We start from the raw sequence: 23,244 nt of genomic DNA on the forward strand, positions 1-23,244 counted from the left end.
TTAACATTATTTTAATTATTTTTAAACTTGTCTTAATTTTGTTAAATTTTAAATAGCTAAATAAATCTGGAATAAAGCTTAGAAAAATAGATCAAATCTGGTTTATCTAAGCGAATTCCCACTACTGCCATATTATTTTGCATCAATATTTTAACCAATACTGCTAAATCATTCGTATATAAATGTTATCCCCTAATTTAGGGGATAACAGGTACATATTGTTCTGTCTATTGTCACAACCTAAAGTACTAATTTCTTGTACTAATGTATCGATATCATTCATATGCACTCTTGAGATGCATAAAATGTCTTAGTCTTAGTTTTAGTTTTAGTTTTAAATTAATTAATTTTTCCATCCTTGTGTACAATCTAAAAAATACCAAACGCGCATCATACCAGTATCACCACTTAACATAAGTTCCAATGGGGTTTTGTGTTTAAATTTTTTAACCGGGCGCTTTAACCAAATTGTTCCATATTCTTTATTAATTGGAAAAGTTGTACCCAAAGACTCGTTAATACCTAAAATTATTTCAGTACGTTTTATCAACCTCTCATCAAAATCAAACGATTTATATAAATTCCTATACAAACGCAAATGTCTGGACTTAATAACCCCATGCAAATCTAATAGCTTCAGTTGCTCAATATCTTCTAAATGCCAATTCTCTAAGATTTTAAACAAATACAAAATAAGATTTGATTGAGCCTTAGAATCTAACTTTAAAATATCCATTAATTAACCTTAAAGTAAAACAAGACTTGTGCATCAAATATACTACTATCAGGAACATATGATAACGGAGAAGCTTTATAAACAGCACGCTCAATTGAATCTTTAAATGATTGTACCTTGATACTACTATCAATATTACAAGATTTAAGGTTAGCACTCTTTAACTTGGTCATCTAAATCTTGCAAAATCTGCACATCACAACTCCAACTATCTTTAGCGTCTTGATAATGCCATTTTTCTTTTATTCTTAACGCGATTTGATTATTGATATAGTTTAACTTTAGCTCATTTAAAATATATTCTTGAGCAATAAGTCTATCTTGATCTTCTTCAGCCTGAACTTCTTTTTTTAAAAAAGAGTTTAATTTGTTCTTTTTTTAATTTTTAGCTTCAAGAGCTTATTTTCCAACTTGTTTTCTCTCAATTTCAGCAATAATTTTAGCTTTCTTTTCTTGTTTAATCTTAGTCTTTAGTTGTTTCAAATGTTGCTGTTCCTTGTAACGCTTATTCTCAACTTTTTTCTATACACTGTAGTTCTTCAAGGCGCTTTTCTCGCTTTTGCTTAATATTAATTAACCGTTGTTTTTCTTTTTTAATTTCAGTTAAATCAATTATCATTGCTTTTGGTATTTAGCCTAACTTAACAGTCTGTTTTGGAATTTTCCAGCATTGAACATTTGAGTATAACAAACCAACAACCAACCCAACATGAAGAACAATTACCACCCAAAAAACAATAGGATATTGTCTAATAATTTTAGGTAATTTAACTTCTTTAAAGAAATTAAATTTCATTATCTAAAATCTAGAGATTCAATCACAATACCAACTTTATCAACCCCATTTTTTGTAAAATAGACATTAAAGATACAACAGTACCGTAATCCACTGGTCTATCGCCATGAACAAACACCTTTATTTTCGGATAAATCTCAAGCCTAACATTAACATAACCAACAATAACACTTAATGGTAGTTTTTCACCTATAACAACATCATAATCTACATCATTAAGTGAATTAATAAAATATTTACCTTGTTTATCAATGGTAATAATCGTAGGTTATTGCGTAAAATACACGATTTTTGCCTCAGCAAAAGGTGAGTCAACTTCAATACCTTATTCAATAATAGACGTAGTCATCATAAAAATTACTAATAACACTACCATCACATCAATATATGCTACAGTATTAATTTGTGCATCTATAGCAAGTCTGTAACGTTTTAGTAAAAAATCATTGTCTATTTTTAACTTATTTTTTGTCTTGGGAACAAAATAAATAATTGTTCAATAAAAGCTGAATATTTATTATTAATTAGACCTACTTGAGTAAATTAAACAATTATAGGTAATAGTAGCAGGAATAGCGAAAAATAAACCAAATACCGTTGCAATAAGTGCTTCAGCAATTCTATAAGCAACAATGGTGATGGTTGCCTACTTTACTGATGCCAAGCCAATAAAAGAATGCATAATCCCAAAACTATACCAAATAAACCAATATATGGGCTAGATGAGGAAATTCATAGCTAAAACACTTAAGACGTCATCTAGATAATCAACTTCATTATTAGCTATAATATTCATGCATACGATAAGCACTCTCAGCATTTATTACTAATTCTTGGTTAGTATAATTAAGCTCCTAATAACCTGCGTTAAAAATACACTCTATTGAACTTTGATTAGTATCTTTTTAGAAAGTTTGGTATGCTAATTTTTTCTAAATTAACATTAGTTGAAAACTTTTAATAAAAAATTTAATACCCTTGCTAGTATCAATCAAGATTTTCTTTTTTGATAAAATAAGCGTCCATGAATAAATACTCATAAATACCAAAATAAACATCACTACTTGCACAACAAAATCCGCACTAAGAATTAAGCTAAAAATTGATAAACTATCATCCATTGATTTTCTCCAAAATTACACTAGTAATATCACAAATATTTAGGACTAATTACATTCAAATAAGGCATAGTTATTTGCGTTCTAAATAATACCTTATTTTGCTCTAAACCCATTATTTTTGCAAAAAATCAAAGATTAACACATTATGATTTTTTTTCAAAATAAACGATTAATAAATCATTAAATTTGACTAGAAATCAACACTCAGAACATAAATAATTTGACAGTAAAAATAATAGCTTGATGCTATATTAATCGATCTTACTCAAAACCTAACTATCATGAAAATTTTCTACGTCCTCTTTAAATAAATCTAAAAGAATAATAAAAATACAACAGCATTAACAATATTCTCATATATAAACAAGAATATTTAACTTACTTATTAATTAAATAAATCATTCACCTTTAAACCCGTTAGTTAGTTAAGCCTAAATGTGCATAAGCTGCATCTGTAGTACTACGACCACGTGGTGTACGAATAATAAAACCCTGTTGAATCAAATATGGTTCTACCATATCTTCTAAAGTTCCACGTTCTTCACCAATAGAAGTTGCTAGTGTATTCAAACCAACAGGGCCACCAGAAAATTTATTCATAATAATAGATAGATAATCACGGTCTAATTGTTCAAGTCCAGCTTCATCTACCTTAAGTATTACTAACGCTTCTTTAGCAATATCTTGATGAATCATACTATTGGCTTTTACATCGGCAAAATCACGAACACGACGTAATAACCGATTAGCAATTCTAGGTGTTCCTCGAGAACGCTTAGCGATCTCTAATGCGCCTTTTGATTCAATTTGAATCTCTAAAATATCCGCCGAACGTTCAACAATCATTCTTAAATCTTCAACATTGTAAAACTGTAAGCGTTGAATAATACCAAAACGATCTCTAAGAGGTGAGGTTAGCATACCAGCACGAGCAGTAGCGCCAATTAACGTAAAAGGTGGTAATTCAAGTTGTACAGAATGCGAAACCGAGCCTTCACCAACCATAATATCTAATTTAAAATCTTCTAAAGCTGGATAAAGGATTTCTTCAACTACAGAGTTAAGGCGATGAATTTCATCAATAAATAAAACATCATAAGGATTAAGTTTTGTCAAAATTGCTGCTAAATCTCCTGAACGCTCTAATGCTGGACCAGAGGTTTTCTTAATACCTGTAGACATTTGATTGGCAATTACATTTGCCAATGTAGTTTTACCTAAACCAGGAGGACCATAAATTAAACAGTGATCTAATGTATCCTTACGTTTTTTTGCTGCTTTAATAAACAGCATCATTTGCGACTTAACATCATTTTGCCCAATATAATTATCTAAAGAATTTGGACGTATAGAAGTTATTACCAAATCTTTATTATCCTGGGCTTTTTCATCTATTAAAAATCTTCCTCTATCATGCTAAATTACTTAATTATTTATGCTATTTTAACCGATTAAAACTCATTAATTAGTAGTTTGATTTTAATAGGTTCGATCGTATTATTAAAACGAATCACCTTTGGATATTGAATAATATCAATCAAATTGATAACAACTAATTTTAGTTAGCCAATAACAAGTACTATTTATCTCATTTTTAAACAATATCTTTACTAAAATATCAATAGACAAGTACCATACTATTTTACTCCCCATTCATTGATTAAAAGTTATCCTAATTAGCTCAACATTAATCAATATTTTTCTGACTAGACTCAATCTAAGTAAAAACCAAAGGCTATGCTTTAATGTAGATTTATAATCATGGTAGTGAAAATTCACTTCAGAATCTAATATTTATGTATCATTATTAACGCTCACACTCAATCTATCATAAATTTTCCAAATACTTGGTAAAGTTTGTTGAAATGCTAACTTTATAGATTGGACCTTAGGTACTGATAAACTTGATAAAAACAAGGTATAATTATTATTATATCGTTTCATATAAGCAATCCTATTGTAGCGTGAAACTTGTCATTTGGGTATAATTAAGCATTTATTTGAGTTAGTTTTGCTGAATTTATGTCGCAAATTGCAATTTTAAGTATCAACCATCAACTTGCACCTGTTGAAGTGCGAGAAAAAGTCGCTTTTACACCAGATAAATTAACTCAAGCATTGAGTGATCTTCATGGTATTTATGGTATTTATGCTTGCATTATTTTGTCTACCTGTAATCGTGTAGAGATTTATGTTAATTCTGACAATGAAAACCCTAAAGAAGTATTAAGTAACTATCTTGCCAAAATACACGATATCACACGTGACAGAATTAACCCTTATTTAAATTATTTTGAGGACAATGAAGCGCTTACGCATGTTTGCAATGTTGCTACAGGTCTTGATTCATTGGTACTAGGAGAGCCTCAGATTCTAGGCCAATTAAAAGATGCATACCATATAGCAAAAGAAGCTAAAACCTTAAATAAATTATTAGAAAAACTATTCCAACACGCATTTTCAACGGCTAAAAAAGTACGTACTGATACTCAAATTGGTGTTTCACCTGTTTCAATTGCTTATTGTTCGGTTAAACTTAGTGAAAAGATCTTTGAACGTTTATCTGAACAAACTGTTTTACTTATCGGCGCAGGAGAAATGATTGAATTATGTGCACAATACCTAAACAAAAAAAAGGTGAGTAACATGATTATTGCTAATAGAACCATTGAAAATGCACAAAAAATTGCTAACTTATATCAGGCACAAGCTATTAGCTTAAAACAATTTTCATCTATTATACACAAAGCAGATATTATTATTTCTTCAACAGCAGCTTCAGTACCTATTATTGGCAAAGGACTGATTGAAAGTGCCTTAAAAAAACGCAAGCATAAACCAATATTTATGCTTGATATTGCCATACCTCGTGATATTGAACCTGAAGTAGGACAATTAGATGATATTTATTTATACACTATTGATGATTTAGAACAAGTGATTAATGATAACATTGGCAATAGAGAAAAAGAAAAAAACCTAGCACAGGAAATTATAATCAAACAAAACCAAGTGTTTAATCAATGGTTGAAAGTTTTACCTAATGAACAATTAGTACGATCTTATCGTTCTAATGCTAACTTAATTAAAGATAAACTCTTAGAAAAAGCCATAAAACAGATTAAACATAGTGGAAATTATGAGAATATTATTCGTAAATTTGCTGATCAACTAACTAACAAACTATTACACTTGCCTTCTAAAAATATAAAACAAACCTCTGCTAATAATCTATCTCAGTGCGAAGGTTGTATACCCAATATTAAAAAATAATGAATTCATCTATCCTGGCTAAATTAGAGCAATTATCAATGCGTCTTGAAGAAATAAGTATTATGCTATCTGATCCAGAGATAGTTAGTAATGTTAAAAAGTTCACAAAACTATCCATTGAATACGCTCAATTAACCCCAGTCAACCAACAATTTCAAACCTATTTATCACATCAAAAAAACCTAGAAGATGCACAATTAATGCTATTTGAAGACGACATGGAAATCAAAACTATGGCTAAAGAAGAAATACTTAATACTAAAAAAATTTTAAGTCAACTTGATCTAAAACTTAAGAAATCTATCTTACCAAAAAACCCTAACGATTCTCGAAATATTATTATTGAAATTAGAGCAGGTACAGGCGGCGATGAAGCCAGTATTTTTTCAGGTGATTTGTTTAAAATATACTGTCGATACAGCGAAAAGCAAAAATGGACAATAGAAATTATTAGCTCTAGTATTGGTGAACACGGCGGTTTTAAAGAAATTATTGCTCGTATTAGCGGAATAAATGTTTACTCAAAATTAAAATTTGAATCTGGTGCACATCGTGTACAACGCGTACCAACAACTGAAAACCAAGGTCGAATACATACTTCTGCTTGTACCGTTGCCATCATGCCTGAAGTTAAAAATATTGAAGAAATCAATATTAATATAAATGATGTTCGTATCGATACTTTCAGAGCCAGTGGTGCAGGCGGTCAACATGTTAATAAAACTGATTCTGCTGTACGTGTAACACATCTTCCAACTGGAACTGTAGTTGAATGCCAAGATGGTCGTTCACAACATAAAAATAAAGCCCAAGCAATGTCAGTATTAGCATCACGCATTCTTGATGCACAACAACAAGAACAACAAGAACAACAATCATCAACTCGTAAAGAGTTAATAGGTAGCGGCGATCGATCACAACGTATCCGTACCTATAATTACCCGCAAGGACGCATTACCGACCATCGCATTAATCTAACCTTATACAAACTAACAGAAATTATGGAAGGTGATTTAAATGCAATAATTAAGCCCTTAATTATCGAACAACAAACTAATCAACTAATTGAATTAAATAATCCTTAAAAAATACTATACCAATCAAATATAGAAAAACCATACTTATAGTAAATAGCTACCACTATGATTATTTAGATAAAATAAGAAAATATAATCAATTGTTAATATTTAGATCTTTAGATAGATTTTATACGGTTCTTAACCTATTACTACCTCTTAAAAGAGCTCAATCAAAATATTAAAATAACCAAAACTTTTTAAACAAAAATATTATTATTGGTAATGGCAGATTAAGATACAAATAGGGGTAGATACAAACACATATACACAACAGTAATCTAAGTTAGTAAACAATAAATATAATTTTACTTAAAAGTTCTTTCCACCTAAAAAAGAATTAACACAAACATTCTATTATTCATAACTATACTTCCTTTAATCTTACTGGACAAGAAGGCTAAATAATGTTTTTATTAAAATTATTCCCACAATATAAGTGAATATAATACTTTGACAAATCTATAAGATATTATTCACATTTTTTTAAAAGATGTGTCTTATTCTTCCTCTTTCTAAATATAAATAACTCCTTGAGTATTTATTTAAAGCAAAAAAATAATAATTATAATAAAATTCTAGATACTTCCTAAATTTTTTAGAAGAAATAATGGTCGTTTTATAAACTTCATAAGTTATATTAATCTCTTTAAATTAATTTTTTATATGCAAGTTGTGATAATAAGAATAACCCACCTAGAGTAATTACAATCGCTGGTCCTGTTGCTACATCATAAAACATTGAAACACTAATACCAATAGTAACTGCAACCATAGAAATAATAACTGACTGAAATACCATGCCGCTAGGTGTATTAGAAAATGCTCTAGCAACGGCTGGTGGAATAATCAATAAAGAGGTAATTAAAAGCACACCTACAATTTGTACTGAAACAGACACAGCTAACGCAATCATTAACATAAATAACAACTGATAAAAATCTCTATTAAGACCTTGTGCAACTGCTAATTCTTCATTTAAAGTTAGTAATAATAAACGCTGCCAAAAAATAATGAGTAGTAATCCAAGTACTGTCAAAATTACATACACCCAAATAATATCAGAGTTAGTGATAGATAAAATATCACCAAATAAGAGTGAAAAATAGTCCGTATTAGTTTCGCCAATAAAACCTAAAACGACAATACCTAACGATAAAAAAATATGTGAAAAAATACCTAAAATAGTATCGTTAGATAAAAAATTTTTTCGTTGCAAGATAACAATAAATATTGCAAATATTATACCTACCATTACCAAGCCAAAATGCATTCCTAAGCCACTAACAAAACCTAAAGATGTACCCAAAAGTGCTGAATGTGAAATAGATTCTGAGAAATAACTCATACGTTTCCAAATAACAAAACAACCCAATGAACCTGAAATAATTGAAATGCCAATGGCTGCTAAAATAGCCCTAAAAATAAAATCTTCCAAATGGATTAGTGACAACCCTTACAAAAACCGTATAAATACAAGCAATGATCGGTCAGTTGGTAACCATATTTATTAGCAATATCATGCTGATGTTGCTCAATTACCTCATCAGAGAATTCATCAATTTTACCACACTTAACGCATACTAGATGATCGTGATGTTCTACATTTGATAGCTCAAACACACTTTGACCATTATCAAAGTTAAGTTTATTTACCATGCCTGCCTCTTCAAACTGAGTAAGTACTCTATAAATCGTAGCTACACCCACTTCTGCACCTTGCATCATCAAAGTACGATAAATATCCTCGGCGCTCATATGATGATTATCACTAGTTTCTAAAATTTCCAAAATTTTTAATCTTGGTAGTGTAACTTTAAGCCCCGCACTTTTTAAATCCTGAGCATCCATATCTAATATCCTTAATGTAAAATTAGTTAATAATTTTCAACTATTTTAAATTAAAAAACCAGTAAATGAACAAATTAACTTTGATTGTATTCTTAATTCTATTTCTATCTGCATGTTTACCTAAAATACCAGGCATATCATTACCAATATTATATAAAAATGACATCCATCAAGGATCAATACTGGAAAGATTTAAAGTTAATCAATTAAAATTAGGAATGTCAAAAGATGAAGTACAAAATCTAATTGGTTCACCAAGCATTATTGATACTTTTCATAACAATCAGTGGGATTATATTAATCACTCTACTTTACATAAAAAAAACAATATTCATTATCGCCTGATATTGAAGTTTAATAATAACAATTTGATACATATCAATACCAGTGGTATTAGCTCATTATCACAGTTAACTGACAAAGAAAGAAAAATAGAAAACAAACGTATTAGAGATAAACAAACATCAGAAAAAGCTAAAGTAGTAGTAAAAATTACTAAAGAAAAAGCTTTGTCTAAAACTAAAATATTAAAGAGTAATTCAACCACCATATTCATAAATTAACAAATTAAATAGAAAATATTGTCAACAAATAAATAAGTTGTTAATATAAAAATACCTTGGTATAAATTCTAATAATTAACTACCTGTAAAATCCAATTAAATTTTTAGATATTAACTTATCACTAATAGCCAATGCAATACCATTAATACTTACTTCAGTTAATTGTTCTAATAGAGTCTTTTCTTTTTCAAATAAAACTCTTGAATCAATACCAATAATATGTTTAGCAACATAATTCGTATCTGCAATACCATCTATTAACCCTAATTTATTAGCATCTTGACCTAGCCAAATCAAACCTGTAAACAAATCTTTATGTTTTGATAGCTTGTCACCTCTACCTGCTTTAACAGCATTAATAAAATTTTGATGCAATTTATCTAATACATGAGTTTGAATGTGCTCTAATATTTTTTCATTTTCTGGAGAAAAAGGGTCTAACAAGCCCTTATATTTTCCTGCGGTATAGAGCCGTCTTTTAATACCTAATTTTTTAATGGCATCAACTGCGCCAAAACTAGACATAATAACACCAATACTACCAATAATTGAAGATTCATCGGCATATATTTCATCAGCAGCTGAAGCGATATAATAACAACCTGAAGCACAAACATCTTCAACCACCACATAAAATTTTTTATCAAATTGTTTTTTTAAACGAATAATAGCCTTATAAATCCTACTGGATTGTACAGGCGAACCACCTGGTGAATTAATTCTTAAGATAATAGCTTTTGCATTTTCTGACTTAAATGCACTACGTAATAACTCAATAGTCTCATCAGCATCAATTGAACCTGAACTTTGAATGGTGCCACTTAGCACTACTTCAGCAATAAAAGGAGATTCTTTTTTAAGTGCTATCTTTAATACGCCATTTTCGCTCACACCAATATAAGATATAAAAATAAAATAACTAACAAATAATATACTAAATATAATACGCCAACGATATTTGGATTTATTTTGACGTACAAATTCTTGTGCAATATCGGCTAGTTGTTCATCAGCGGTACGTTTCATATATAATCTTCATTTATGTTAAAAGTAGATAATCTTAGTTGCCAAAAAGGCTACAACCTTTTATTCAGCAATCTTTCTTTTAAAGTTAACTCAGGTGATATTTTACGCATTACTGGAACTAATGGTAGTGGTAAAACTTCACTTCTTAAAATTCTAGCCGGGCTTGATGTCCAAGAACAAGGTAATGTTTTTTTAGACAATCATAAACTCAAGTCAGAAGCCTACCAAAAAGAAATTTTTTATTTAGGCCACTTGTCAGCACTCAGTCAAGAATTAAGCACTCTTGAGAATCTTGAATTTTTGACAGAGCTTAATAAATCTACCAAACAAATACAATTAACTAAAGCATTAAAAAGTATCGGTTTAAAAGGTTATGAAAATGAATACTGTGACAAGCTTTCAGCAGGGCAGAAACGACGTGTTATCCTAGCAGGCTTATTCATTTCTAATGCGAAAATTTGGCTATTAGATGAACCTTTTACTGCACTTGATACTGAGGGGGTAACAATCATTGAAAGTAGAATTACAAAACACTGTAAGCAAGGTGGATTATGCTTATTTACTACACATCAAAATTCAAACCTCCTTAATCAAAAAGTGTTAGAACTATGAATATTTACCTACAAGCATTAAAACGTGACTTACGTATTGCTGTTCGCAACCCTTCTAGTATACTAAACCCTTTGTTATTTTTTATAATATCAGTATCATTATTTCCCTTAGCTATTAGCTCTGAGGCTGCTATACTCTCCACAATTGGATCAGGCATTATCTGGGTTACTTCAATGCTCTCCATGTTACTTTCACTTAATGCTTTATTTCATCATGATTTTGAAAATGGTGTTTTAGAACAAATAGTGATTTCTCACCATTCACTACCTTTACTTATTCTATCAAAAATTACCGCTCATTGGATTTTGACTGGTATTCCTATTATTCTATTATCTCCTTTATTTGGATTATTTTTATTTCTTGATAACAATGGTGTTTATGTATTAATGATAACGCTATTATTAGCCACTCCAAGTTTAAGTCTTATTGGAGCTATTGGGGCTTCACTTATTGTTGGTATAAAAAATTCTGGCATGTTATTATCTTTGCTGATACTACCTTTGTATATTCCTATTCTTATTTTTGCTTCAAGTGCTGTCTCTCAAGCACAATTTGGTTTAGTAATTACAGGTCAATTGTATTTTTTAGCTACCATTCTCATATTAAGTTTAATGAGTGCACCATTTATTAGTGGTATTGCTTTAAAGATAAGCCTAGAATAATCAGTTATTTGTGCTATAATTTTAACTATCACGCTGATTTGTCCCGATTGCTAGCGTTGCTACCAAAATAGGAAGCTAAAACAAGCTAAAGTAGGTGTTCTCCTTTATTTGGAAACCCGCTTTAAGGGTTTTTTTGTTTTTATAAAGGAGAAAAAAATGATATTCACTTCTGAATCTGTATCCGCTGGACACCCTGATAAGATTTGTGATCAAATTTCTGATGCTATCTTAGATGCAGCATTAACACAAGATAAAAACTCACGTGTTGCTGTTGAAACATTAGTTAAGGGTAATCATGTCGTACTAGCTGGAGAAATTACCACAGGCGCCAATATTGATTATGAAAAAATTGTGCGTAATACTATTATTGATATTGGTTATGACAAACAAGAGTATGGTTTTAACGGCAACACTTGTAATATTACCAATTTACTAGGCGAACAATCTCAAGACATTGCTATAGGTGTTAACGAATCATCTAATCACGAACAAGGGGCAGGAGACCAAGGTTTAATGTTTGGTTATGCTTGTAATACAACTGATACATTGATGCCAGCCCCTATTCTATATGCGCATCTTTTGGTTGCGCGTCAAGCGAAACTAATGAAAGATGGTGTATTACCTTGGTTACGCCCAGATGCAAAATCTCAAGTATCCATGATATATAACGGTCATAAAATCGTAGGTATTGATGCCGTCGTTTTATCAACCCAACATGATAATGATATTTCGCTTACAGATTTACGAAAAGTTATCTTAGAAAAAGTAATAAAACCCGTACTACCTAGTAAATGGCTAAGTAATAAAACTCAATATCACATCAACTCAACAGGTCATTTTGTCATTGGTGGTCCGGTAGGTGATGCAGGCTTAACAGGTCGTAAAATTATTGTCGATACTTATGGGGGTATGGCCAGACATGGTGGTGGTGCATTTTCTGGTAAAGACCCATCAAAAGTTGACCGTTCTACAGCATATGCAACACGTTATATAGCTAAAAATATTGTTGCTGCTGGTTTGGCTGATAGATGTGAAATTCAAGTCTCTTATGCTATTGGTGTAGCAGAACCTATCTCAATTAATGTAGAAACCTTTGGTACAGGAAAAATCAGTAATCAAGCAATTGAACATTTAATACATAAACACTTTGATTTACGTCCTAAAGGCTTAATTGAAATGCTTGATCTTAAACGCCCTATCTATCAACAAACCGCTAGTTATGGCCACTTTGGACGTACAGAAAATGACATTAGTTGGGAAAAAACTGATCGCGCTCACTTACTAAGATAAAAATATTATTGGTATAATAATCAAAGTGAATAACTCAACCTTAAATAATAAAGATTACAAAATCGCTGATATAAAACTAGCTGATTATGGTCGTAAAGAAATAGAGCTTGCAGAAGCGGAAATGCCAACACTTATGGCACTTAGAGAAAAATATAAAAATAAACAACCTTTAAAAAATGCTAAAATTATTGGCTGTGTTCACATGACTATTCAAACCGCTGTTTTAATTGAAACACTAATCGATTTAGGTTCTCAAGTACGTTGGTCAAGTTGCAATATTTTCTCCACTCAAGACCACGCTGCTAGTGCTATGGTAGTAGCTGATATCCCAACCTTTGCCTGGAAAGGCGAAACTGAAGAGGAATTTTTATGGTGTATTGAACAAACTATTTTAAAAAATGGTAAACCTTGGGCGGCCAATATGGTGATTGATGATGGTGGAGATTTAACCCAAATATTACACGAAAAATATCCAGAAATGTTAGCTAACATTCACGGTATTTCTGAAGAAACCACAACAGGTGTCCATCGCTTATTAGAAATGATGAAAAAAGGCTTACTTAAGGTCCCTGCTATTAATGTAAACGACTCAGTGACTAAGTCAAAAAATGACAATAAATACGGTTGTCGTCACTCTCTAAATGATGCTATTAAACGTAGTACTGATATGCTCATGTCAGGCAAAAAAGTACTAATAATTGGATATGGCGATGTTGGTAAGGGATCTGCACAAAGCCTACGTCAAGAAAACATGATTGTTAAAATCAGTGAAATTGACCCAATTTGTGCAATGCAAGCTTGCATGGATGGTTTTGAAATTATTTCTCCTTATATCAACGGCATCAATACAGGTTTAATTAACGACATTAATAAAGATCTGCTAAATACAACTGATTTAATCGTAACCGCTACAGGTAATATTAATGTTTGTGACAATGCCATGCTACAAACCCTTAAATCAGGAGCAGTAGTTTGCAATATTGGACATTTTGATAATGAAATTGACACTCAATATATGCGTGATAATTGGCGTTGGGATGAGATCAAACCTCAAGTTCATCGTATTTTTAGAACAGACAATAAAAATGACTATTTAATTTTACTGTCCGAAGGTCGTTTAGTAAATTTAGGCAATGCAACAGGACATCCAAGCCGTATCATGGATGGCTCATTTGCCAATCAAGTCTTGGCACAAATTTACTTGTTTAATGCAAAATTTGCCGATAATGGAGGTAATATTTATGTTAAAGTTCTTCCTAAAAAACTAGATGAAGAGGTAGCTGCAGGTATGGTGAGCGGTTTTAATGGCGTACTTACGATACTGACAGCTACTCAAGCTCATTACATTAATGTCCCAAAAAATGGTCCGTTCAAGCCTGAGAGTTATAAGTATTAAGCTATATTAAGTATTTCACAAAAAATACTCTGGTGCAGGACTTTTATAATAATTTTACGGTAAAATTTTTTATTATTTTTATTAAATTAATATGTCAATTCAAAATTTGGATACTTGTGTTTCATTCCAAAATTTAATCTTAAAACTACAAACTTTTTGGAACTCAAAAGGATGTGCTCTATTGCAACCTTTTGATATGGAAATGGGGGCTGGAACCTTTCACCCTGCTACATTTCTAAGAGCTATTGGTCCTGAACCTTGGAAAGCAGCTTATGTACAACCATCCCGTCGCCCTACCGATGGCCGCTATGGAAAAAATCCAAATCGATTACAACATTATTATCAATTTCAAGTGTTACTCAAACCATCACCAATAAATATTCAAGATTTATATTTAGAATCTTTAGCTAAAATTAATATTGATTTAACTAAGCATGATATACGCTTTGTAGAAGATAATTGGGAATCACCAACTTTAGGAGCTTGGGGTTTGGGTTGGGAAGTTTGGTTAAACGGTATGGAAATTTCTCAATTTACCTACTTTCAACAAGTTGGCGGCTTAACTTGTAAACCTATATCAGGGGAACTTACTTACGGATTAGAACGTTTATCTATGTACTTACAAGGTGTTGATAGTGTATTTGATTTAATTTGGGTTGAAGGAATTAGTTATTCTGATGTGTTTCATCAAAATGAAATTGAACAATCGCAATATAACTTTGAGATTGCTAATACCGAAGTATTATTCAGGCAATTCGATGAAGCAGAAACTATGCATGAAAAACTAATTGAAAGATTATTGCCCTACCCTGCTCATGAGCAAGTCATTAAAGCTTCACATTTATTTAATTTACTTGATGCGCGTCATGCTATTAGCGTAACAGATCGCGCACGGTTTATTCGTAAAGTACGTGCTATGAGTAAAAAGGTGGCACAAACTTATTACGACTCACGTAAAGCTTTAAACTTTCCAATGCTTAAACAACTCACGAAAGTCAAGCCAAGTAAGAAATAATATGAATATATTTGCCAAAATTTATTTAAGGATTCTTAACTTGGTTGAAAGCAAATATATCATTTACTACTTATCAGTAGTTAGTTTTTTAGAGTCTAGTATTTTACCTTACCCACCACCTGATATAATACTAGCGCCAATGACACTCAAACACCCTGAAAAAGCTTACTATTTTGCTTTTATTTGTACTATTTTTTCAGTATTAGGCGGCTTAATCGGGTACTTTATAGGTGAGATATTATTACAATTTTTGCTAAATTTTGAACTTATCAAACCAGAATCAGTCACATATATAAAGACATCTTTTAATACTTATGGTATTTGGGCAGTTGGTATTGTAGCATTTAGCCCTATTCCTTATAAATTGGCTACCATTACTGCTGGTATTATGTCCATGGCATTATTGCCATTTATTATTATTTCAATCATTACACGTGCAACTAGATATTATCTAGTTGTTTCACTAATCAAAGCTTATGGTCAACAATATGATCAGTGGCTAAAAAAATATATCAATCATTTAGGCTATATTTTAATTATAGTTATTGCACTAGGTGCTTGGTATGCCAGTTAAACTTTTAACTCTTGGGCTAAGCTTGTTATTAATAACAAGTTGTTTTTATCCTCAACAAGAAGTTATAATTATTGAGAAATCTACCAATCTACAAAACATTAAAAAGATAAACAAAAAAATCAATATATGGTCTATGCCAGTTGAAAGTAATATAAGCAAGACCTTCTCAATAAAAAATAAACATTTAGGATTAACTTTCAATACCAATACTGGAAAAAATGTACGTACTATTCGTAATGGTGAGGTAGTCTATGCTGGTGATAAAATAAAAAATCACGGGAAAATGATTATTATTCGTCACCCTTTTGGATTTTACAGCTCATATACACAAAATAAGACTTTAATGGTGAAAAATGGAGATTCTGTTACCAAAGGACAAATAATTGCCATTACTGGTAATGTTCCATTCTACTTTGAAATGAAAAAGTTTCAACAAACAATTAACCCACTCAAGTATCTAAAATAATAAACTAAAAATTAATTAAAATAAAATCAATGAATGATTTTTTAAAAAACATAATATCTTATCAGACTATTGCTCAAATTATTCAAAATACAGTACTGAAATTTATTACCCAACACAAATACTACAACTTCTCACTAAAGGATGCATAAGATGCAAAATAACCATTGTATAAATAAATTATACATTCGTACTTTTGGGTGTCAAATGAATGAATATGATTCTAATAAAATGGTTGATATACTTAAACATTCCCATGACCTAACACTAACTGATGATGCAACTAGTGCTGACGTATTATTACTTAACACTTGTTCAATTCGTGAAAAAGCCCAAAATAAATTATTCCATCAGCTTGGTCGTTGGAGTAAGTTAAAAGACAAAAATCCTAATTTAATTATTGGAGTAGGCGGTTGTGTCGCTTCACAAGAAGGTAAGTTAATCCTTAAACGTGCACCTTATGTGGATATTATTTTTGGTCCACAAACCTTGCATAGATTGCCAAAGATGCTTAATGATACACTCAATAATAAGAAAACTAGTATTGATATTTCATTTCCAGAAATTGAAAAGTTTGATCATCTACCAAAACCAAAAACCAATTCTGTTACCGCTTTTGTCTCAATTATAGAAGGTTGTAGTAAATATTGTACATTTTGTATTGTACCTTACACACGCGGTGAAGAAATATCACGTCCATTTAATGATGTCATAAATGAAGTTAAAATTTTAGCCAGTCAAGGTGTTAGAGAGGTTAACTTGCTTGGACAAAATGTCAATGCATATCAAGGTTCTATGAATGATGGAGAGATTTCTGATCTGGCGCTGTTAATCAATATTATAGCACAAATTAGCGGCATTAAACGTATTCGATACACTACCTCACACCCAACTCAATTTAGTGATAGTTTAATAGAAGCTTACGCTGAAGTACCAGAATTAGTTTCACATTTGCACTTACCTGTTCAAAGCGGCTCTGATAAAATTCTTAGATTAATGAAGCGCGGATATATGTCTATTGAATACAAATCTAAAATTAAAAAATTACGTAAAATTCGCCCAGATATATCTATATCAAGTGATTTTATTATCGGTTTTCCAGGCGAAAATGAAAAAGATTTTCTTGATACCATAACACTGATTGATGAAATTGGCTTTGATAAATCATTTAGTTTTATCTATTCCCCCCGACCTGGCACACCAGCTGCAAGTTATCCTGATAATGTCGATATGCAGGTTAAAAAACAGCGTCTAGCACTGATACAAAAAACAATAAACAACAACACTGAACACATCTCTAAATTAATGATTGGTAGTATACAAAAAGTATTGGTAGAAAATATAACTAAAAGAGGAAATGAATTATTTGGACGTACAGAAAATATGCGTAACACGCATTTTAAAGGTGACAAATCTCTAATTGGTCAAATTGTCAATGTAAAAATCACCAAAGGTCGTGGTAATTCTTTAATGGGTGATTTGCTAACTTAAATTTAGATAGGTTTTTAAAGAAAAAAGACTTTCCAAGTATTCTCCTTATAACCATGATTATGTTGTAAAATTAATGTACTTTTACTAAGTAAATATAAAACAAAAGATTTTTTATATTGTTTTTGTGAATTAAGATGACAAATTATAGTTAATTTACCAATAAACCTTATATCTATCTATTATAAGAATCAATATGTTTTTAAAATGCATAATAACAACATTTTATGTACTAATATTTATATTTCAATAATTATTAATGATAAATTCAATATCATCTGCAATTTTAATCGGGTCATGCGGAGTAGGAAAGCCAGCAAATATTTGCCCATCTGGATTGAGTAGATAAATCCAAGCGGTATGATTAATTAAGTAGCCAGATTCTAGAATATCTTTTGATAAAAGCTTATCATTTTTAAATATTATTAACTTACCATTTTTTTCATAAACCACCCGTTCATAATATACACCAAATGGTCTAATAAGCTGATTAATTTGTACTTGATCACCAGACACGCCTAAAAAGTCCTTATCAAAATGAGTCACATAAGTTTTTAACACACTAGGTGTATCTCTAGCTGGATCAAAGGTAATAGCAACAAGGTTTGGTATAATACTTACACCTCTTTTAATCAAAGTAGACTTGAGTATTGACATATCCATTAATACAGTAGGACATACATCTGGACAGTGTGTATAAATAAAGGATAGTAACGTCCATTTTCCTTTAAAGTTATTATTATCAAATTTATTATTGTTATGGTCAACTAACGAAAAAGAAGACAATTTTTTATCAGGATTATGAAGGATATAAGAAACTTTAAGTTGTTTTTCTAAATCTTGATAACCTTTACTAGAGTTTACAAAATATAATGTAGAAATGACCAACACAACTACCACAATACCACTAAATAATTTATTATTCATAAGACTAATACATAATGATTACTCATTATATTTCCTTAATTATATAAGATTTTACTTTATTGGAGAACTACCAAGAAATGGTTTTAACTTTCAACTATAGGATTAAATAATAACTTTGAAATAAATTCTATATACTTACTATTTCCACGCTATTAATCAAATTAGCATATTCAAATATAACTATTTTTGAATATGCAACAACTACAATAATTATCTTTGATAAAACTCTTAAGTAAATATTAAACAGATTTACTCCTAACAAGAAATAAATCATCTTTTAGAGACTTTTGCATAAGTAAGCGATAATGGTGTAATTATTACTTTAATAAAAAAGTTAAAACTTTTAGTATATACCTCTGTACTATTTTATAGCTTAATATTAATTAAGCAAAATCTTTTTAATATATTTCTTACTCGTGCATTATACTATGGTGATTATCTATCGTTTTCTTTCCTGTTCTAACTTCAGCATGTACAATTTTTGTCAAACCATTGTCAAAGATCAACTCAATCATCACTATATCACCTTTATGTAACACTAACTTAGGACTAATCAACATAATGTGCCAACTCCCTGGTTTTAAATGTAGCTTACCTTTAGCTGGAATTATCATAAATTTCTGTTTAACCATTTTCATCATATCATCTTGTGCCACAGTTCTGTGCAATTCAATACTCTTATAGTCACTAGAATTTACAGAAAGTAATTTAATATCATTATTGGTATTATTATTAATTTGCATAAAAAGACCCAATACTGATGCATTAGTTGGTGCTAAACGTATCCATGGATCATTTATCATAATTTCAGATGTAATCTGGTTCATTTGATGATGTTCCATTGTAATGGATACATACAAGATTATTAAAATAATAAATGCTAATATAAGTTTCTTTACTTTATTAAACATAATTTTTACCTTTATTAAAAATTAAAGTTGTTACTGTTATTCTGCTCTCAAATTAGAAACAGAATAACAAAATATCTTCGTATTTATGCCTATTAAAAACGCAAAAAAGTAGCATGCTCCAATCTAGCTACTTATAGCATATCATATTACCATAAACTATACTATAATCATTAATATAAAGGAAATACAAAGGTTTTTAAAGGAAATACAAAGGTTTTATTATGATGTCAACAAAATAGACAAGACATGAATAATTAAAACTGTTACAACATTTTAACTGAATATTATTTTGAATGACTACTGTAAAAGAGCTACATATATGTTTATCTATAAAATCAAAATAATATTTTGCGTTAGCAATTATAATGTCCAATACCTTGATATTTAATAAATATTAACGACAGCCTAAGCCTAATTCAACAAAATTTTGATTGTGCTGTTTATTGTCCGAATTAATACACACTTGTTTATAGCTCTATATCAAATATATTGTAAAAACTTACCACTTTGTTACATAAATAATATACACTCTATTTTTATTAACATAAATCATCTATGCATATATGCATACTTTATTCTTCAATATTATTAAAAATCAAATATGATGTTAATTATGCAAAGCTTTCTATTTAATTAATATCCATCTACACATATACAAAAATAATGGTTTTAAATGATAAAATATACACAATGTAATTTCATCTTTCAAATTAACAACACAAGAAAATTAATCAGATATTTTTGACTAGAACTTAAACCCCATTATAAATAGTTTAGGTATTTATATTACCAATAATAAGGATATATAATATTATAGAAAATAAACAACGCATGATCACTCATGTATTATAATATTTAGTGAAATTATTTAAGAAATAATACTATTATGATACATTAAGTGGAAATAATTATTAATACTCACTCAAAATAATAACTTAACAAAATAATGGTTATTCATATTAATAATTAAAATTAGCAAAACTATATAAATAACATTAAAAACTATAAAGGTACTAAACTTATTTTTCAGTAACACGCACCATTAAAACAATATATTCTAAATGATTAGAATACGTTCTGTAATTGAGGCATAAATTAGATTTTTACCTAGCAATATGAATAAAAAATTGACTCTTAATTTGTGCCTTATTTATGATGAAGTGTATGAAATAATGAACTTAAATTCCTGGATAAAATATAATTGAGATCGTACCACTAATATTTATACTAGGAAAAATTTTAAATAAGACAAGAAGTACCACTATAGAATAAAATTCTATTTTATTATTTTAATGTATGAAAAATTTAAATAAAAATACTAAAGTTATAGTTGGCTTATCAGGCGGAGTTGATTCTTCAGTAACTACGCTATTATTACTTAAACAGGGCTACCAGGTAGAAGCATTGTTTATGAAAAATTGGGAAGAAGATGACAAAGGCAGATATTGTAGTGCTAAACAAGACTTATCTGACGCACAAAGTATTACCGATAAACTTAACATAAAATTACATACTATTAACTTTTCAGTAGATTATTGGGACGATGTATTTACACATTTTCTAAAAGAATACAAAAAAGGTCGAACACCTAATCCTGATATTTTATGCAATCAAAAGATTAAATTTGGAGTATTTTTAAAACATGCTATATCACTGGGTGCAGATAAAATTGCTACAGGCCATTATGCTCGTATTGCTAAAAAAAATGGAACTTATCAACTCAAAACAGGCTTGGACCACAACAAAGACCAAAGTTATTTTTTACATCTTTTAAGTCAATATCAACTCTCAAAAAGTCTATTCCCTTTGGGTGATACCAATAAAATTGATGTACGTAATATTGCTACAGAAAATGGCTTTGTCACCGCTAAAAAGAAAGATTCAACTGGCATTTGCTTTATTGGTAAACGTAAATTTTCTGAGTTCTTAGCAAACTATCTACCAAAACAACAAGGTAATATTGTAGACGAACAAGGGCAATTTATTAAGCACCATCAAGGTTTGGCTTTTTATACAATAGGTCAGCGCAAAGGCTTAAAAATTGGTGGAGGTTTTGGTAAATCAGGTAAACCCTGGTTTGTAGCAGATAAATGTATTGAACGTAATGAGCTAGTAGTTGTACAAGGTGATCATACACTGTTATATTATCAAACCTTAAATACTTCTAAGCCTTATTGGATTAACACACCCCCAACACTACCACTGACATGCAATGCCAAAATACGCTATCGTCAGCAATCACAATCTTGTATGATTAGCCAGAATAATAACAAGCAATTAAAAATTATTTTTAAGCAATCCCAACGTGCCATTACTCCAGGACAATCCATTGTTTTTTATGATGATGAAACTTGTCTTGGCGGCGCAATTATTGAGTACAGATAAAATGAATAAATTACACGAACAAACTCTGGCACTAGCTAGTATATTACAAACTACAACACTAATTGATCAACTTGCTTCAACTGGCACTTGTGATGCAAATAGCAATCAAGCTAGCTTAAAAAGTATAATTACCAGTAGTACCAAACTTGAAGAGGTTTTTAATCAGAAACAAGATTTATTAGTTGGTATCGATGCGTTAAAAGTTGTATTAGGTAATAAAACTAAATGCATACAACATATAATATTTTACGCATTGGCCTTGATTAACCTTGAAAAGAAATTGATGAAAAATCAAAAACTACTCAATCAAATTACTTTAGAAATTGACTTAATTAAAAATCAAGATTTTTTTGAGATTTCTCATATAAACTCAGTAGCACGTTTAGCTAAACTTTATAAATCAACCTTAGGTGGTTTAAATCCTAAAATTATGATCAACGGACAACAAATTTACTTATCTAATAAACATACTTCAAATCACATTAGAGCGTTATTATTAGCTGGTATTCGGGCAGTATCTTTATGGAAATCTCAAGGTGGTAAAACTTGGCATTTATTACTAAATAAGAAAAAGATACTTAATTTAATTAATACCTTAGAAGGATTAAATTAATAATACCGACACTCTATAGACTTTTATCGTTGAAGAGTCTATAATCACATCCATATTCAATATATTTTATTACTTTATTTAACATAATGGCTAATTCAGCAAGTTCTAGAAAACGCGCAAGACAAGCGGTTAAACGCAATAAACACAATTCACAAATTCGCGCTAAAGTTCGCACTTTTATTAAAAAAGTTACTTACGCTTTAGAAGCAGGTAATAAGGAACAAGCACAGAATTATTTTACAATGATGCAAAAGATGATTGACCAAGCAACTAATAAAGGGTTAATACACAAAAACCAAGCGGCTAGAAAAAAATCACGCTTAAATTCACAAATCAAAGCATTATAAAATTAGCAATAAAATTATTAAAAACCTACTTTTAATAATTTTTGATGTTCTCGTTTATACAATAGTATAAACCATCTTTGAAAAGGTATAACTTTTCAAAAAATTAGTTATACTAATA

General features: G+C 30.0%; 25 protein-coding genes and 1 pseudogene. 14 read left to right on the forward strand and 12 right to left on the reverse strand.

All coding sequences use genetic code 11. The features are described from left to right. Positions 1 to 343: 343 nt before the first annotated feature. From HUW60_RS03380 to HUW60_RS03405, 7 genes and pseudogenes are all read right to left on the reverse strand, one after another. Positions 344 to 736 carry an antitoxin Xre/MbcA/ParS toxin-binding domain-containing protein gene (locus tag HUW60_RS03380; RefSeq protein ID WP_190600140.1) on the reverse strand — a complete coding sequence of 131 codons (393 nt, stop codon included), beginning with the start codon at positions 734 to 736 and terminating at the stop codon, positions 344 to 346. Beyond that, positions 736 to 909 carry a hypothetical protein gene (locus HUW60_RS05010; RefSeq protein WP_238924444.1) on the reverse strand — a complete coding sequence of 58 codons (174 nt, stop codon included), beginning with the start codon at positions 907 to 909 and terminating at the stop codon, positions 736 to 738. Before HUW60_RS05010 ends, HUW60_RS03380 begins: the two co-directional genes overlap by 1 nt. Before the next feature lie 458 nt (positions 910 to 1,367). After that, complete coding sequence (locus tag HUW60_RS05015) at positions 1,368 to 1,532, reverse strand: hypothetical protein (protein WP_238924445.1); 165 nt, start codon at positions 1,530 to 1,532, stop codon at positions 1,368 to 1,370. Positions 1,533 to 2,052: 520 nt separating this feature from the next. After that, positions 2,053 to 2,172, reverse strand: a complete 120-nt coding sequence (locus HUW60_RS05045; RefSeq protein ID WP_370545351.1) for a MotA/TolQ/ExbB proton channel family protein — start codon at positions 2,170 to 2,172, stop codon at positions 2,053 to 2,055. A 292-nt stretch (positions 2,173 to 2,464) separates the two neighbouring features. After that, entirely contained in the window at positions 2,465 to 2,653 is a 189-nt protein-coding gene (locus tag HUW60_RS05020) for a hypothetical protein (protein WP_238924447.1), read from the reverse strand. A gap of 417 nt (positions 2,654 to 3,070) precedes the next feature. Further along, positions 3,071 to 4,068, reverse strand: a pseudogene (ruvB, locus tag HUW60_RS03400) (Holliday junction branch migration DNA helicase RuvB). A 379-nt stretch (positions 4,069 to 4,447) separates the two neighbouring features. Further along, entirely contained in the window at positions 4,448 to 4,597 is a 150-nt protein-coding gene (locus HUW60_RS03405) for a hypothetical protein (protein WP_190600141.1), read from the reverse strand. 78 nt (positions 4,598 to 4,675) lie between these two features. Between HUW60_RS03405 and hemA the strand changes: the two genes are divergently transcribed. Both hemA and prfA read left to right on the forward strand, forming a co-directional pair. Next, the gene (hemA, locus tag HUW60_RS03410; protein WP_190600142.1) at positions 4,676 to 5,926 is read left to right on the forward strand and encodes a glutamyl-tRNA reductase; all 1,251 of its coding nucleotides are present in this window, start codon (positions 4,676 to 4,678) and stop codon (positions 5,924 to 5,926) included. After that, complete coding sequence (gene prfA, locus HUW60_RS03415) at positions 5,926 to 7,011, forward strand: peptide chain release factor 1 (protein ID WP_190600143.1); 1,086 nt, start codon at positions 5,926 to 5,928, stop codon at positions 7,009 to 7,011. Before hemA ends, prfA begins: the two co-directional genes overlap by 1 nt. Before the next feature lie 640 nt (positions 7,012 to 7,651). Here the strand turns inward: prfA and HUW60_RS03420 are convergent. Both HUW60_RS03420 and fur read right to left on the reverse strand, forming a co-directional pair. Continuing rightward, positions 7,652 to 8,440 (reverse strand): metal ABC transporter permease, encoded by a 789-nt coding sequence (locus HUW60_RS03420; RefSeq protein ID WP_190600144.1) that lies wholly within the window; start codon positions 8,438 to 8,440, stop codon positions 7,652 to 7,654. Between the two features lie 5 nt (positions 8,441 to 8,445). Continuing rightward, positions 8,446 to 8,853: a ferric iron uptake transcriptional regulator gene (fur, locus tag HUW60_RS03425; RefSeq protein WP_190600145.1), complete on the reverse strand. Its 408-nt coding sequence runs from the start codon at positions 8,851 to 8,853 to the stop codon at positions 8,446 to 8,448. A 65-nt stretch (positions 8,854 to 8,918) separates the two neighbouring features. Between fur and HUW60_RS03430 the strand changes: the two genes are divergently transcribed. Then, a complete protein-coding gene (locus HUW60_RS03430; protein ID WP_190600146.1) occupies positions 8,919 to 9,416 on the forward strand; it encodes an outer membrane protein assembly factor BamE in 498 nt (165 codons plus the stop codon). A gap of 79 nt (positions 9,417 to 9,495) precedes the next feature. Here the strand turns inward: HUW60_RS03430 and sppA are convergent, their stop codons facing one another. Further along, positions 9,496 to 10,443 (reverse strand): signal peptide peptidase SppA, encoded by a 948-nt coding sequence (gene sppA, locus HUW60_RS03435; RefSeq protein WP_190600147.1) that lies wholly within the window; start codon positions 10,441 to 10,443, stop codon positions 9,496 to 9,498. A gap of 15 nt (positions 10,444 to 10,458) precedes the next feature. Here sppA and ccmA point away from each other — a divergent pair, with 15 nt between their 5' ends. The 8 genes from ccmA to miaB all read left to right on the forward strand — a co-directional run bounded on the left by ccmA (position 10,459) and on the right by miaB (position 17,946). Beyond that, positions 10,459 to 11,055, forward strand: a complete 597-nt coding sequence (gene ccmA, locus HUW60_RS03440) for a cytochrome c biogenesis heme-transporting ATPase CcmA (protein ID WP_190600148.1) — start codon at positions 10,459 to 10,461, stop codon at positions 11,053 to 11,055. Further along, a complete protein-coding gene (gene ccmB, locus HUW60_RS03445) occupies positions 11,052 to 11,717 on the forward strand; it encodes a heme exporter protein CcmB (RefSeq protein WP_190600149.1) in 666 nt (221 codons plus the stop codon). The genes ccmA and ccmB overlap by 4 nt, the downstream gene beginning before the upstream one ends. Positions 11,718 to 11,873: 156 nt before the next feature. Then, positions 11,874 to 13,007 carry a methionine adenosyltransferase gene (gene metK, locus HUW60_RS03450; RefSeq protein ID WP_238924450.1) on the forward strand — a complete coding sequence of 378 codons (1,134 nt, stop codon included), beginning with the start codon at positions 11,874 to 11,876 and terminating at the stop codon, positions 13,005 to 13,007. A gap of 25 nt (positions 13,008 to 13,032) precedes the next feature. Then, positions 13,033 to 14,403 carry an adenosylhomocysteinase gene (locus HUW60_RS03455; protein ID WP_190600150.1) on the forward strand — a complete coding sequence of 457 codons (1,371 nt, stop codon included), beginning with the start codon at positions 13,033 to 13,035 and terminating at the stop codon, positions 14,401 to 14,403. A gap of 91 nt (positions 14,404 to 14,494) precedes the next feature. Next, positions 14,495 to 15,418, forward strand: a complete 924-nt coding sequence (gene glyQ, locus HUW60_RS03460; RefSeq protein ID WP_190600151.1) for a glycine--tRNA ligase subunit alpha — start codon at positions 14,495 to 14,497, stop codon at positions 15,416 to 15,418. Position 15,419: 1 nt separating this feature from the next. Beyond that, positions 15,420 to 15,992, forward strand: a complete 573-nt coding sequence (locus HUW60_RS03465) for a YqaA family protein (protein WP_190600152.1) — start codon at positions 15,420 to 15,422, stop codon at positions 15,990 to 15,992. Then, positions 15,982 to 16,458 (forward strand): murein hydrolase activator EnvC family protein, encoded by a 477-nt coding sequence (locus HUW60_RS03470; RefSeq protein WP_190600153.1) that lies wholly within the window; start codon positions 15,982 to 15,984, stop codon positions 16,456 to 16,458. Before HUW60_RS03465 ends, HUW60_RS03470 begins: the two co-directional genes overlap by 11 nt. A 150-nt stretch (positions 16,459 to 16,608) precedes the next feature. After that, a complete protein-coding gene (gene miaB, locus HUW60_RS03475; protein WP_190600154.1) occupies positions 16,609 to 17,946 on the forward strand; it encodes a tRNA (N6-isopentenyl adenosine(37)-C2)-methylthiotransferase MiaB in 1,338 nt (445 codons plus the stop codon). Positions 17,947 to 18,189: 243 nt separating this feature from the next. On the opposite strand, the gene HUW60_RS03480 is transcribed toward miaB, so the two are convergent. Both HUW60_RS03480 and HUW60_RS03485 read right to left on the reverse strand, forming a co-directional pair. Next, positions 18,190 to 18,870 (reverse strand): SCO family protein, encoded by a 681-nt coding sequence (locus HUW60_RS03480; protein WP_190600155.1) that lies wholly within the window; start codon positions 18,868 to 18,870, stop codon positions 18,190 to 18,192. A 410-nt stretch (positions 18,871 to 19,280) separates the two neighbouring features. Further along, positions 19,281 to 19,781, reverse strand: a complete 501-nt coding sequence (locus HUW60_RS03485) for a copper chaperone PCu(A)C (protein ID WP_190600156.1) — start codon at positions 19,779 to 19,781, stop codon at positions 19,281 to 19,283. A gap of 1,296 nt (positions 19,782 to 21,077) precedes the next feature. Here HUW60_RS03485 and mnmA point away from each other — a divergent pair. From mnmA to rpsT, 3 genes are all read left to right on the forward strand, one after another. Continuing rightward, positions 21,078 to 22,166 carry a tRNA 2-thiouridine(34) synthase MnmA gene (gene mnmA / locus HUW60_RS03490; RefSeq protein WP_190600157.1) on the forward strand — a complete coding sequence of 363 codons (1,089 nt, stop codon included), beginning with the start codon at positions 21,078 to 21,080 and terminating at the stop codon, positions 22,164 to 22,166. 1 nt (position 22,167) lies between these two features. Further along, entirely contained in the window at positions 22,168 to 22,779 is a 612-nt protein-coding gene (gene hflD, locus HUW60_RS03495) for a high frequency lysogenization protein HflD (RefSeq protein ID WP_190600158.1), read from the forward strand. Between the two features lie 86 nt (positions 22,780 to 22,865). After that, a complete protein-coding gene (gene rpsT / locus HUW60_RS03500; protein ID WP_190600159.1) occupies positions 22,866 to 23,126 on the forward strand; it encodes a 30S ribosomal protein S20 in 261 nt (86 codons plus the stop codon). Positions 23,127 to 23,244 lie beyond the last annotated feature (118 nt).

This window comes from Candidatus Vesicomyosocius sp. SY067_SCS001 (assembly GCF_014706615.1).
Classification (GTDB): Bacteria; Pseudomonadota; Gammaproteobacteria; order PS1; family Pseudothioglobaceae; genus Ruthia.